The organism is Acidisoma sp. S159, from assembly GCF_009766125.1.
In the GTDB taxonomy this organism is placed as follows: Bacteria; Pseudomonadota; Alphaproteobacteria; order Acetobacterales; family Acetobacteraceae; genus Acidisoma.
In genome coordinates, this window is sequence record NZ_LMUG01000002.1 from 24109 (window position 1) to 36950 (window position 12842).

General features: G+C 64.8%; 15 protein-coding genes. 6 read left to right on the forward strand and 9 right to left on the reverse strand.

Annotated elements, in window-relative coordinates; all coding sequences use genetic code 11:
• Window positions 1-5 precede the first annotated feature (5 nt).
• From GSQ92_RS00340 to dnaQ, 3 genes are read left to right on the forward strand one after another with little or no spacing between them, the layout of a single operon-like run.
• Window positions 6-860, forward strand: a complete 855-nt coding sequence (locus GSQ92_RS00340; protein ID WP_159012813.1) for a shikimate dehydrogenase — start codon at window positions 6-8, stop codon at window positions 858-860.
• The gene (gene coaE / locus GSQ92_RS00345) at window positions 857-1444 is read left to right on the forward strand and encodes a dephospho-CoA kinase (RefSeq protein WP_158801999.1); all 588 of its coding nucleotides are present in this window, start codon (window positions 857-859) and stop codon (window positions 1442-1444) included. Before GSQ92_RS00340 ends, coaE begins: the two co-directional genes overlap by 4 nt.
• Window positions 1441-2133, forward strand: coding sequence for a DNA polymerase III subunit epsilon (gene dnaQ, locus GSQ92_RS00350; RefSeq protein WP_158801998.1), 693 nt, complete (start codon window positions 1441-1443; stop codon window positions 2131-2133). Before coaE ends, dnaQ begins: the two co-directional genes overlap by 4 nt.
• A gap of 508 nt (window positions 2134-2641) precedes the next feature.
• Here dnaQ and GSQ92_RS00355 read toward each other — a convergent pair.
• The 6 genes from GSQ92_RS00355 to ccmE all read right to left on the reverse strand — a co-directional run bounded on the left by GSQ92_RS00355 (window position 2642) and on the right by ccmE (window position 7108).
• Window positions 2642-2800, reverse strand: coding sequence for a DUF1674 domain-containing protein (locus tag GSQ92_RS00355; protein WP_174246633.1), 159 nt, complete (start codon window positions 2798-2800; stop codon window positions 2642-2644).
• A gap of 83 nt (window positions 2801-2883) precedes the next feature.
• Window positions 2884-3516 (reverse strand): c-type cytochrome biogenesis protein CcmI, encoded by a 633-nt coding sequence (gene ccmI, locus GSQ92_RS00360; protein WP_158801996.1) that lies wholly within the window; start codon window positions 3514-3516, stop codon window positions 2884-2886.
• Window positions 3513-3983 (reverse strand): cytochrome c-type biogenesis protein, encoded by a 471-nt coding sequence (locus tag GSQ92_RS00365; RefSeq protein WP_158801995.1) that lies wholly within the window; start codon window positions 3981-3983, stop codon window positions 3513-3515. Before GSQ92_RS00365 ends, ccmI begins: the two co-directional genes overlap by 4 nt.
• The gene (locus tag GSQ92_RS00370) at window positions 3984-4544 is read right to left on the reverse strand and encodes a DsbE family thiol:disulfide interchange protein (protein WP_158801994.1); all 561 of its coding nucleotides are present in this window, start codon (window positions 4542-4544) and stop codon (window positions 3984-3986) included.
• Window positions 4541-6523 carry a heme lyase CcmF/NrfE family subunit gene (locus GSQ92_RS00375; protein ID WP_158801993.1) on the reverse strand — a complete coding sequence of 661 codons (1983 nt, stop codon included), beginning with the start codon at window positions 6521-6523 and terminating at the stop codon, window positions 4541-4543. Before GSQ92_RS00375 ends, GSQ92_RS00370 begins: the two co-directional genes overlap by 4 nt.
• A gap of 78 nt (window positions 6524-6601) precedes the next feature.
• Entirely contained in the window at window positions 6602-7108 is a 507-nt protein-coding gene (ccmE, locus tag GSQ92_RS00380) for a cytochrome c maturation protein CcmE (protein ID WP_158801992.1), read from the reverse strand.
• Between the two features lie 355 nt (window positions 7109-7463).
• Between ccmE and GSQ92_RS00385 the strand changes: the two genes are divergently transcribed.
• Complete coding sequence (locus GSQ92_RS00385; RefSeq protein ID WP_158801991.1) at window positions 7464-7814, forward strand: hypothetical protein; 351 nt, start codon at window positions 7464-7466, stop codon at window positions 7812-7814.
• Window positions 7815-7876: 62 nt separating this feature from the next.
• Here GSQ92_RS00385 and ccmD read toward each other — a convergent pair whose 3' ends face one another.
• Together ccmD and GSQ92_RS00395 are read right to left on the reverse strand one after the other, a co-directional pair.
• Window positions 7877-8026: a heme exporter protein CcmD gene (ccmD, locus tag GSQ92_RS00390; RefSeq protein WP_158801990.1), complete on the reverse strand. Its 150-nt coding sequence runs from the start codon at window positions 8024-8026 to the stop codon at window positions 7877-7879.
• Entirely contained in the window at window positions 8023-8811 is a 789-nt protein-coding gene (locus GSQ92_RS00395; RefSeq protein ID WP_254065521.1) for a heme ABC transporter permease, read from the reverse strand. The genes ccmD and GSQ92_RS00395 overlap by 4 nt, the downstream gene beginning before the upstream one ends.
• A 719-nt stretch (window positions 8812-9530) precedes the next feature.
• On the opposite strand from GSQ92_RS00395, the gene GSQ92_RS00400 reads away from it, so the two are divergent.
• Together GSQ92_RS00400 and GSQ92_RS00405 are read left to right on the forward strand one after the other, a co-directional pair.
• Complete coding sequence (locus GSQ92_RS00400; RefSeq protein ID WP_158801988.1) at window positions 9531-9824, forward strand: YciI family protein; 294 nt, start codon at window positions 9531-9533, stop codon at window positions 9822-9824.
• An 11-nt stretch (window positions 9825-9835) separates the two neighbouring features.
• Window positions 9836-10255, forward strand: a complete 420-nt coding sequence (locus GSQ92_RS00405) for an EVE domain-containing protein (RefSeq protein WP_158801987.1) — start codon at window positions 9836-9838, stop codon at window positions 10253-10255.
• Window positions 10256-11428: 1173 nt separating this feature from the next.
• Here GSQ92_RS00405 and GSQ92_RS00410 read toward each other — a convergent pair.
• Window positions 11429-12676 (reverse strand): autotransporter strand-loop-strand O-heptosyltransferase, encoded by a 1248-nt coding sequence (locus GSQ92_RS00410; RefSeq protein WP_371417980.1) that lies wholly within the window; start codon window positions 12674-12676, stop codon window positions 11429-11431.
• Window positions 12677-12842: the final 166 nt, after the last annotated feature.

The following is a 12842-nucleotide window of genomic DNA, read 5'->3' on the forward strand; positions in this document are numbered from 1 at the left end:
GCTCGATGCCAATCCTCACGGGGCATACGCGGCTTGCCGGCGTGCTGGGCTGGCCGGTCAGCCACTCCCGCTCGCCGCGCCTGCACGGCTTTTGGCTCGAACGCTACGGCATCGACGGCGTTTACCTGCCCCTCCCCGTTCGCCCCGAGGATTTTTCGGTGGCCGTGCGCGGGTTGATGGCCGCAGGCTTCGCGGGCGCCAATGTGACACTTCCGCATAAGCAGGCGGCTTTCGCCTGTTGCGATGCGCTGGAAGACGCCGCGCGCGCGACGGGCGCCGTCAATACGCTGAAATTCGAGGGCGGCCGCGTGATCGGCGACAACACGGATGGCGCCGGATTCATCGCCAATCTGGCGGCACACAAGGTTGAGCCGAAGTCCGGCCCCGCGCTGATCCTCGGCGCGGGCGGCGCGGCGAGCGCGATCGGCGCGGCACTTCGTGATAAAGATATAAACATATCGATATGTAATCGAAGCGAGAACCGGGCGGAGGCCTTGGCCAGGCGCATTCCCGGTGCTCGGGTAATTGACTGGGAAGCGCGGCATGATGCGCTCGCCGATCACACATTGCTGGTGAACACGACCTCTCTGGGCATGACAGGGCAGCCGCCGCTCGATCTCGACTTGTCCCATGCCGCGCCCGGCATGGCCGTCGCCGATATCGTCTATGCGCCACTCGAGACGCCGCTGCTGGCCGCCGCCTGCGCAGCCGGTCTGCTGGCGGTCGGGGGCCTTGGCATGCTGCTGCACCAGGCGGCGCCAGGCTTCGCCGCCTGGTTCGGCGTGACGCCGGTGGTGGATGAGGCGCTGTATCGCTTCGTCGCCGCCGATCTTCTGCCCGCGGCACCACTGGCGGGGTGAAGGTCATCGGCCTCACCGGCGGGATTGCCATGGGCAAATCCACCGTCGCCGCCGCCTTCCGCCGCGCCCGCATCCCCGTTTTCGACGCCGACGCCGAAGTCCACCACCTCCAAGCACGCGGAGGCGCCGCGGTCCCGGCCATCGCGGCCGCCTTTCCCGGCACGGTCCGGGAAGGCGCGGTCGATCGCGCCAGGTTACGTGCGTCGCTGCTGGCGGATCCCGCCGGCTGGCCTGTGCTGGAGGCGATCATCCATCCGCGCATCAATACCGCGCGCAAAGCCTTCCTCGCCCGCAATCGCCGGCGTGGTGCGCGTCTCGTTGTCCTGGATATTCCGCTGTTACTGGAAACCGAGCCTCGCCCTGCCGTCGACATGATCGTGGTCGTCTCGGCGCCTCGCGCGGTGCAGCGCGCACGCCTTAAGCGCCGGAGGCGAATGACACCGCCCGAGGCCGCCGCGATCGTCGCGCGGCAGATGCCCGACCGGGAGAAACGACGCCGCGCCGATCGCGTGATTGAAACCGGCCTCTCCCGCCGCTATTCCCAGGCCGCGATCCGCCGGCTGATCCAGGAGATTCGCGGATGACCCGCTCCGTTCTATTCGACACCGAGACCACCGGCCTGGAGCATGGTGACGGCCACCGCATCATCGAGATCGCGGCCCTCGAACTCTTCAACGAATTGCCGACCGGCCGCCAGTTCCACCACCTCATCCATCCCGAACGCGATGTTCCCGAGGACTCCACGCGGATCCACGGCATCACGCTGCTGCACCTCAAGGAAAAGCCGATCTTCCGGATCATCGCCGAGGAACTGATCGCCTTCTTCGGCGCCGACGAGATGTTGGTCGCCCACAACGCGCCATTCGACTTCGGCTTCGTCAATGCGGAGCTCAAGCGGCTCGGCATGCCGCATCTGCCGCCGCATCGCATGGTCGATACGCTGGCGCTCGCCAAGACGCGGTTCCCCGGCATGCCTAATAGCCTGGACGCCCTCTGCCGCCGCTACGGCATCGACCTCTCCGAACGCACCTCGCACAACGCGTTGCTCGACTGCCGTTTGCTGGCCGAGGTCTATATCGAGCTGACCGGCGGCCGTCAGCGCGGCCTATCCTTGGCTGTGGAGGCGGCGGCCGCATCGGTCGCCCGTTACGAGATGCGCGCCGACCGTGCCGTACGGCCAATCCTGGTGTCGGAGGAGGAGGAGGCCCGCCACGCTGCGTTCGTCGCGCAGATCAAGAACCCGATCTGGCAAGCCACGGCCACGGCCAACTAGTTCCTGGCCGCAATGGATAAGATCACACGCCGGGCAGCGATCTTCGTTAAAGATTTGTAGTTGAAGGCCACCGGATCACCGTTGGTCCGGGGCCGAACCCTTGTGACAGCAGAACCTGCCCGGTTCGACCGGCGGTCATACTTGGGGCCATCGACACGGGCGGCTCAACAATGCCCTGAGCCTTCGGCGCCACGCTTGTCGGAAGAAGCTGTCCGAGCGGCAATTGCGCCGTCGTTCCATGAGCACATTGGATTGGGCACACCTGCTTCGCCGGCCGGCCCGGCCTCCGTGTCCCAACGGTCGAAGGAGTCGCCGCAGGTGCCCCAGAACCGCCCAGAGTTTTGATTGCTCTTTGAACCTGGCGAGGGGTCAACGTCGGGTACGGCACTTCGCTCCCAGAGACCAGCGGCTACTGCAGATCTAATCGAGTTGTTCCGGTGATCTTCGGCAAGGCTTCCTCCAACGAGACAAGCGCTTGCCTTATCATCCGTGTCTAAACAAGAGGTTATCAGAAATCCGTGCAGCGACCCTTCTGCTCCCAGTCGCCATAGCGCGTCGGCTCGGGCCCAGCGGGGCCACCTATCTCCTTCGGCATTGGCTTAGTCGCCGGAGTTTCGATCGGCTTCTCGCCAGCTGAGGGTTCGGGCTTCGCGGTAGACTCGCTCATTGGTAATTCCTTCACACGCCGCCAACAATATCTGGCGTCGCCGGGCATAAATCACCCACGCAACCGCGCCGCTGCCATGAGTTTCACGGCGCGGGCGCGCCCCCCTTTGCCGTCTGCGCGATGAAAGCATCCGCCTGCGCCTTGAGCGCTGCAAGCTTGGGGTCCGAACGGATCGCCAGGGCGCGGCCCCAGGCAGCGGAGGCCGCCGGGGCATCGCCGATGCCCGCCTCCGCATTGCCCAGGAGAACGAATCCCTGGCGCGCCTGCTCGCTCTGTGGATCGAGCGTGGCGATCTTGGCGCGTAGTATGTCGAGCATCGCGGCATCCTGGCGGGCCTGTTCCTCCGCCGCCGCGATGCGCGGGGCGAGCGGCGCCCCCGGCAAATTCGGCGCACCCTGCGGCAAATAGAGCGCGATCGCCGCCAGCGGCACCAGCAGGATCATCGCAGGCAGCAGCCAGCCGCCTCGCGCGGCGGGGAGAGCCTCGTCCGGGGAGTCCGCCATGGCCAGCAGCCGGCGCTCGATCTCGAGCTTCGCCTGCGCCTGCTCAGCGGGCAGGATGCGGCCGCGCGCGCCCTCCTGCTCCAGCTCAGCGAGCTGGGCGCGGTAAAGTGTCAGCGCCGCCTCGCGCCGGCCGCGCAGACGGATGCGGCGTTGCGCGAACCATAGCGGCGCCAGCACCACCAGGCAGAGGCCAAGGATCGCCAGCCAGATCATGGGTGGAGGATCGTCTCCAGCCGCTTGCGTTCAGCCGCCGTCAAGGGCGGCGAGGTCTCGGCGCGCTTGCCGTGGCGGCGCCAAGCGGCTCCCACAGCGATGATAAGTCCGAGCGCGATCGCCAGGAACGGCGTTGCCCAAAGCGCGAAGGTCATCGCGTTGAAGGGCGGCTTCAGCAGGATGAAGTTGCCGTAGCGCTGGACCATGTAGCCAACGATCTCGCGGTTACTCCGCCCCGCCACGACCTGCTGGCGGATTATGGTGCGGATGTCGCGGGCCAGGTCGGCGTTGCTGTCCTCGATGCTCTCATTTTGGCAGACGAGGCAGCGCAGCCGGGCGCCGATGGCCTCGGCCCGCGCCTCCTGCGCAGGATTCGACAGCAACTCGGCGGGATCGCTGACGGCCCAGGCCGGAGCGGCTGCGAGCGCCACGAGGACAGCGGCGACGAGGGGCGCGCGGCGCGACATTTATGAAGCGGTCCGCAGCAGCGGCACGAGGTCGCGGTCGATCACCGTGTTCGTGAGCGCCCCAGCGAAACGCCAGCGCACGATGCCCGCCGCGTCGATGAGATAGGTCTCCGGCACGCCATAAACGCCCCAATCGATCGCGACCCGGCCCGGGCGATCGACAGCTATACGAGCGTAAGGATTGCCATGACTGGCGAGATACGCCGCGGTGGCGTCGGGCGCGTCCTTATAGGTTATGCCCCAGAGCGGCAGCCCCTGATGCGCCAGCTGCGCGAGTACCGGCGCTTCCTCGACACAGGGCACGCACCAGGAGGCGAAGAAGTTCACCAGCATCGGGCGGCCGGGTTTCTGGAGTTCGGTGCCAGTGATGCCGCTGGCGAACGACCCGCCGCCAAGGCCGGGAAGCGAGAAGTCGGGGACGTGGCGGCCGATGAGCGGGCTCGGCAGCGTATGCGGGTCGAACTCTCCTTCGCGCATGCGGGCCAGCATGACGCCCCAGCCGGTTGCGGCGACCGCGACGACGCCGAGCGGTAATCCAAGCAGGAGGCGGCGGCGGTTCATTCGGCGGGAACGACAGGCCCGCGCCGGGCCGTGGCGACGCGACGCAGCGGCGCGCCGATCCGCAGGCGGCGGTCGGACAGCGAGAGCCAGCCGCCGATCGCCATGATCAGCGCGCCGAACCAGATCCATGGCGCCAGCGGATTGACGTGTAGCCGCAGCACGACGCCTCCGCCCCGCTCGTCGCCCATCGCCACATAGAGATCGCGCAGGCCGTTGGTCTTGATCGAGACATCGGTGGTCGTCGTTTGCTGCAGCGGGAAGGATCGCTTGCCCGGATGCATGATCGCGACCAGCCGCCCGCTGGCGGCGTCGTTGACCTGGAGGGTCGCGACCCGCCCCATCCAGTTCGGCCCCGGCTGGTCATGCAGCGAGACAAGCATCCAGCGATAGCCGCCCAAAGCCACCGTCTGGCCCGGCTTGACCAGCTGAATCGAATGCACCGCCAGCGACATGCCGACCATGCCGGCAACGGTCACGCCAAGACCTGCGTGGCCGATGGCGGCGCCATAGCTCGCACGCGGCAATTGCCGCAGCCGCGCCCAGCTCACCGAGAGCGGCACGCGGAACAACCGCCCGCGCTCGACCAGCTCGGCGGCGGCGGAGAGCACCATCCAGAGGGCGAAGCCGAAGCCCAATGCCGGAATGGCACCCAAGCCGTGCGCCGCGATCAGGCCGACGACGAGCGCCGCCAAGGCCGCCCACCAAAGCCGGATGAGCGCGGGAGCCAATGCCGCGCGCTTCCAGGACAAGACGGGACCCAGCCCCATCGCTGCCATCACGGGAGCGGCGAGCGGAATCACGGTGGAGTCGAAGAAGGGCTTGCCCACGCTGATTTGCTGGCCGAACAGCAACTGCACGAAGGGCGGATACATCGTGCCCACCAGCACCACCGCCGCGATGGCGCAGAGCAGGATGTTGTTGAGCACCAGCGCGCCCTCGCGCGAGATCGGAGCGAAGATACCCGCCGGCACCAATACCGGCGCACGAAGGGCAAAGAGCAGCAGCGAACCGCCGATCACGATGCCGAGCAACGCGAGAATGAAAATCCCGCGCGTCGGGTCATTGGCGAAGGCATGCACACTGTTCAGCAGCCCCGAGCGCACCAGGAAGGTGCCGGAGAGGCTCAGCGAGAAGGTGATGATCGCGAGCAGCACGGACCAGATCTTCAGCGCCTCCCGCTTCTCCACCACGATGGCGGAATGCAGCAGCGCCGTGCCGGTCAGCCACGGGAGAAGAGACGCGTTCTCGACCGGGTCCCAGAACCAGTAGCCGCCCCAGCCAAGCTCGTAATAGCTCCACCAGGACCCGAGGGCGATGCCGCAGGTCAGGAAACACCAGGCGGCCAGGGTCCATGGCCGGACCCAGCGCCCCCAGGCGGCATCGACCCGGCCCTCGATCAGCGAGGCGACGGCGAAGGCGAAGGCGATCGAGAAGCCGACATAGCCGGCATAGAGAATCGGCGGATGGAAGGCGAGACCGGGATCCTGCAGCAGCGGATTGACCCCCTGCCCGTCCGGCGGCGGCGGCCAGATGCGGTTGAAGGGGTCGGATGCGGTCAGGGTGAAGAGCAGAAACCCGCAGGACACTGCGCCGAGCACGCCGATCACCCGCGCCCGCAAGGCCGAAGGCAGGCCGCGGCCGAACACCGCGATGGTCGCGCCGCAGAGCGACAGGATGAGGCACCAGAGGAGGATGGAACCCTCGTGGTTTCCCCAGGTGCCGGTGATTTTGTAGAGCAGAGGCGTCAGCGCGCTCGAATACTCGGCGACGTTCATCACCGAGAAATCGGAAACGACACCGCTCCAGACCAGCGCCAAGAAGGACAGCCCGACGGCAATGAACTGGCCGAGCGCCAGCGCGGGCGCCGCCGCGATCAGCCGCGCATCGCCGCGATGCGCGCCCCAGATCGACAGCACCGCCTGCGCGGCAGCGATGACGCAGGCGAGCGCGATCGCGAAGTGGCCGAGTTCTGGGATCATGGTGAGGCGCCGCCGCGAGAGGAACCCACCCCCGGCCCCTCCCTTGCAGGGAGAGGAGAAACCTCGGTCGTGTCCATTCTATCCACCGGCCAGCTTCGCCCCAGTGCCATTCCATGCCGCGGCGGGCGGAGGCGCACCGGTCGCCGGGTTCCACATGTGGTTTTTCTTGAGCGCTGCCTCGACCTCGGGCGGCATGTAATCGGCGCTGTGCTTGGCCAGCACCTCAGTGGCGCGGAAGTCGCCATCCGGCGTCATCGCGCCCATGGCGACGACTCCCTGGCCCTCGCGGAACAGATCCGGCAGCACGCCCTGATACTCAGCCGGCACGACATGGCCATGGCCATCGGTCACGCCGAAGACCGCTCCGGGCGCGCCGTCCACCATGGTCTGCTTCAAGGTGCCCTCGGCCACCATGCCGCCCAGGCGGAAAGCGCGGCCGGGTGCCGGGTGCTTCGTCAGCACGTCACCGGGGAGCATGAAGAAGACGATATCGCTAGTGAAGGCCGACAGGGTAAGCGCCGTGGCGCTCCCGAAACCCAGTCCGCACGCCACCAATACCCAGAGCCGGCGCCGCTTGCGGGTCATCGGTCGCCGCCTCGGCCGCCGGTCTCGGCTGCCGGTCGGCGAGATCGGAGGCGGCGAAGTGGCCGGGATGATGGATGGGTTTGCACCTGCCCTCTCTACCGAAAAGCGGACGGTGTTAGAAGTCAGCCTGTGATCGCCGCCAAGAGCGTGACTTACACTTAATGAACACCCCACTGCGGGCTTCGTTTTTGGCGAGAATTTACGTTTCGGAAACATTCTCGCGCTACGAAGAACCGTCGCATTTCCGTAGCTCGATATCCGTTTTCAACAAGTGCTGTCAGCGAGACGGTTCCTTGGGCGATCGGTCAAAAGTCGAGTGACGCGGCACCGCTCACCCAATGATGGAGGAACCGCTATGCCCAATGGCTTCCACTCCGGCGGCTGGCCCGCAAGAGACAGCATCCAGGGCCACACATACGACCCAGTCATACCTTTCACCACCACCCAGCCGACGTTCCTTCAGCATGTGGTCGAGAGCGTCCCTCCCGCTGGAGTGGCCAGCTTCCTCGGCGTCAGCGCTCTCGCATTGTACGCAATTGCCTATCGTAGGCAAATCGCGAACGCCGCCCTTACCTATGTCGCGGGAGGCACCCGAGTATTGGAGCCGCCTGCCCAAGAAATGCAGCAGCAGCAATTGCTTCACGAGATTCTGGTCCCGGCGGACAACAGACAAGCCTTTCTGCCAGCCAGGCCCCTTACCCCTTGATACGGCACACTCTGGCAGCATCGCTGTAACTGCTCTGGAAGTCCCGCTGCGTCTTGCCAGAGTTAGCCACGGCGGCGGCGGCCCGAGGTCGCTTCCAGCACTGCGAGTCGGCGGCGCGCGAGGCGGTGACGACGCCATGCATCCCCTGCCAGACCGAGCACCGCGATTGCCGCCAGACCGTAAGATGCCGCGATATAGGCGAGGTTGGTCACGCCGACACCTCCGCCTGCCGCGCCCTGGCGCTGAGCAGTGAGCGTATCCGCCGCTCCATCACTGCCGACCGCAGACGCGCCAGCACCAAAGCCGCGAAGACAAGCGTGAAACCCAGCGCCGAGACGAGCAAAGGGTCAAGCATCGAGGCGGACATGGTGGTCCGGCCGAAGAGATGGATGGTGTCGGGCTGGTGCAGCGTGTTCCACCAATCGACGCTGAACTTGATGATCGGCAGGTTCACCGCGCCGACCAGAGCCAGGATGGCGGCCGCGCGATAGCCGCGTTCGGGATTGTCGAAGGCGCGGATCAGCGCGATCTGGCCGAGATAGAGGAAGAACAGCACAAGAACGGAAGTCAGCCGTGCGTCCCAGACCCACCAGGCACCCCACATAGGCTTGCCCCAAAGACTGCCGGTGGCGAGGCAAAGCGCGGTGAAGGCGGCGCCCACCGGCCCGATCTCCAGCGCCGCGAGATCCGCCAAAGGATGGCGCCAGACGATCGAGATGACGGCGCAGACGGCGAGCGCCGCATAGCCCATCGAAGCGAGCCAGGCGGCGGGGACATGGACATACATGATCCGCACCGCGTCGCCCTGCTGCCAGTCCGGTGGCGCGACGAACAGGCCCCAGGCGAGACCGGCCAGGGTGAAGACCGCGCCGCAGATCGCGAGCCAAGGCAACACGCGGCCCGACAGCCGCAGAAACCGCCCCGGATTGGCGAAGCGGTGCAGGTTGCGGCCCCGTTTAGGCGCGACCGACGGAAGGGCTGGGCTGGTGGCGTCCACACGTCTCCTTAGCGAAGGATGGGCCCGGTTTGAAGTCGCCCGCGCGCAAAGCGGGGTTAGAATTGTTGGTTGGCTATCTCGGCCATCGCTGAATTGGATCGGGTTGCGGCAATCGCCGCGCGAGCCGGTTTGGCCGGCGGAAATCGGGGCACGGAGGCCTGAGGAAAGATCAAGGAAAGGCATGTGGGTCAGGCGTGGTGTGGCTGTTGTTAATATTGTGGATACCGATGGCTCGATAAGGTCCCGACATTCACGAGGATGCTTTCTATGCCGTTGTGTCCATTTGGGCCATTTTACATCGTGGGCAGTTGGTCCAACTGCGGAATATCCGGCCCAAAACAATTCGTGGCCCCAATCGGTTCAGGCTCGCCCGGTCGAGCAGGCTACGGGGACGGCTTCCTCGATGGTATGCCGAGTGTCTACTTGGGAGCTGGCCTAACACTAGCGGCGTTTAGTGCTGCGGCGGTCATCGCCGGGTATCGCTACGTTTATCCGCCGCGAGCCGCTACCGCGGTTCCGGTCCCTTCTGCGAATCAACCCTTCCTGCCGGCAGTGCCTCAGGTGGAGGCCGTCTAATCCACCACGTGGAACTGGCCCGCTCAGCTTGACCCTGACCTTAGCCCCTCCGCCCGGCTTGGGTTTGAAGCCCCGGCGGCCTGCGGTAGGGTCCGCGACCTTCGCGTCGCGGGCTGGCGACGCAGGGTCAAGGAGTTGCCGCGATGCTCTTCGCCATCACCCATACCGACAAGCCCGAGAGCCAGGCGCTGCGAGCGAGCACGCGCGAGGCGCATCTCGCCTATCTCGAGGGTGTCGTCGCGAATATCCGCCTCGCCGGGCCGGTGCTGAACGACGCGGGACAACCGACCGGCAGCCTGCTGATTGTGGAGGCGGCGGACCGCGCGGCGGCGGAGGCCTTCGCGGTGGCCGACCCCTATACCAAAAGCGGGCTCTTCGCGCGCACGACCATCCAGCCCTACCGCGAAGTCTTCGCGGATGGCGCGCGCGTCGGCTGAGGGCGCCGCCAATGACCGCCTATTGGCTCGTGAAGAGCGAGCCGGATGCTTTCTCCTGGGACCAGCAGGTCGCGCACGAAGTCGAGCCCTGGACCGGCGTGCGCAATCACATGGCGAAGAACAATCTGGCGGCGATGCGCAAGGGCGATCTCGCTTTCTTTTACCATTCGAATATCGGCAAGGAGATCGTCGGCATCGTGCGCGTAAAGCGCGAGGCTTATCCCGATCCGACGGCGGAAAGCGGCGGCTGGGTCTGTGTCGATATGGAGGCGGTGAAACCGGTACCCAAACCGGTCACGCTCGCTGCCATGAAAGCGGATCCCAAGCTCGAGGGATTGTCGTTGCTGCGGCTCTCGCGGCTTTCCGTGGCACCCATCAGTGCCGAACATTGGCGCTACATCTGCAAGCTGGGTGGTGTCCGCAGCGTTTAAGATTTCGGCTCTGCGGACGGCGCGCGGTCAATACTGGTGATTGGCGCTGAGTTTTCGACGAGGCCGCCGGTTTCGCGGACGGAACAGAACGTGCGACGTTTCATTTAGTCAAAGTTAACGACGTCATGCTTAGCTTGCCTCGTCAACGGAGCGGAGGCGTTTATGGGTAACGTGTACGGGCCTTTCGGCGACTTTGGTCCTACGAATCGGTATCCCGGAGGCAGCGACGATATAACCTGGTGGCAGTACCTTTTCGGGTCCACGCAGGAGCGCCTTGGAGAGACTTTGGCGCACCCGACCATGCGTGGTACCCTCCCGTATGTAGCTGTAGTAACGGCCGGCCTGGGCCTGGCAGGCTACGTGACATACTCTCTGGCGTCACATGGTCGACGAAGCTATTTGCCGGTCGTCAATGCTTCCCAGCAAGTTCAGCTTGAGAGCGGGCCCGAGGCACTCGGCCTTTCCGAGACTTCAGTTTAGCCAAAGATCCACTAACGATCGATATCCTGACACCGCATCGAAACAGATTGTTAGTCGTTGATTAATGGTACTCCGCTAAGCTCCCAATTCAATAACAGCGGGAGAACTCCATGTCCGGTGGGAGTAGTTAATATGTGCGTGGGAGCATGCGCTAGAGCCGTCGTGGAGTGGTCGGCCAACAATAATGGTGTAGGGCCCGCTGGCACGGGAACGAGGTTCACCCCAGGCGCGGTCACAGCGGCGGCCGTCCCATTGGCTCTCGTCCTGTCAGCGTGGAGCCTATGGCGTCTCAATCGCGCGCCAGGCCCTCGGTCAGGGACCCAGCAGCCAAGCTATCTGCCGATAGCCAATCAGCCCTCGAATGCTACCACCGACTCGTTCGGAGTTTTCGTTACGCGGGTCTAACCCTGCCAGGATTGTCATCTATCGAACGACTCAAGGGCTGACTCGCCGAGATCTCGACCGACCCGAGGTCTCGGCCGGGATCCTTCGAGCTTGACGATACCGACCGCCGGGAAGGCCTTCAGTCAAAGCTATCGGGATTCACAGCGAAAACGGCTTGCCGCGGCTTCCACTCCTCAATGACGTCCGCCTCGCGAACCAAAGTGACGTGGCTAAAACTCCACGTCACCGCGGTATCTGCAAGCTGCCTGCACCACTACGCTTCGAGCCAAAGCGCGGCCGCCATCCGCCTCATTCTTTGCCGAGCACCGCGATCACGGCGCGTTTGACTTGCTCCGCGGTGATCAGCCGTGTGCATTCGAATTGCCGGTCTGTATCCTTGTGGCGCGGACACCACAGGAAATCCTTGTGGTCGAAGCGATGACGCGGGTCGTTCCAGCAGCTATTGCAAGCGTGCCAATTGATGACGCGGCCGTCGGTCGCGAATTCATTCGTCGGATGGGTGAAGCCCGAGATCATCACAGTGGGGCATTGAGCCGCCCAGGCGAGCCAGACGAGGCCCGAGGAGGGGCCGATGAAACATTTGGCGTGACGTAGCCAGCGTGCGCGTTCGGCGAGCGGACGGTCCCCCGTCTGATCCTCGGCGCCATGCGGAATATGGGTCCAGGCAAGCCCTTGGCCGTGAGTCGATTCCTTGTCGATGCAGATGACACGGTAGCCGCGATCCTTGAGAAACCGGATAACCTCCGCCCAGCCGTGCGGATTGTTCCACTTCTTCGCCTGGGTGCTCGCTTGCACCGCGATGCAGACATAGGGTTCGGCGATCGGCGGCCTGTCATCGGGAAGAGCGAGCTTCGGCGGCAGTTCCTCGGGATCGACGCCGAGGATATAGGCCGCCGTGCGATGCAATCCAACAAGCCGGAAATCCGTCGGTTGATAGACAAAGCCGGAATCATCGAAGAACAGCCCGATATTGTAGGTGGCGTAGTAGAGCGCCGGATTGATGTCATCCATCGGCACGAAGGTAATCTCGGGGTATGCGGGCTGTAGCAGCGGAATGATGACTGGGTTCATGCCGCAGCTCATGCGGCAACCAAGTTTTACGCGCATCTTCTCCACATAGGGGAACCAGCCGAGCGTGTCGCCCAAGGTTCCGACCGGCAGATTGACCAGCACCTCCTTTCCGCGCGCATCGTATTCGTGACGAAAGACACTGACCTCATTCTGCCAAACCTCGACCCCGAAGCGTACATAAAAGCGTTTCGAGCTGACGACGAAGGACGCCTTGGTGGGGGAGTTGAAGAGGATGTTGTTGGTATCCAGATCGCGGAGCTGGATACGCCAATCGCCATCGGGCACCTTGACCCGAACGCCTTGGTTGAAGTCGAAACGGATGCCGAGCGGCCCCTCCTGAGTCGGCACCGGAGGCGGCTCGGGGAAGCTGCCTTTGACTTTCGCGGGAACCGCAGCCACCGGCTCGACAGCCGGCGGCGTTACGGATTTCGTTACTTGACTGGTCTCGCTGTTCGGGATGGTAATACTGATAGTGCCGTCCACGGCCTCCACCTTTCGATCTGCTCTGGCCCCGCGGAATTGTCGACGCGACGGCCTCATGAGGGTCATTCTGTTACGATTTGGTATCGTCATGGCTAAGGTTCCACCTGGCGGAGACCTCCCCACCTCGCCCGCACAATCTGCGGGATGA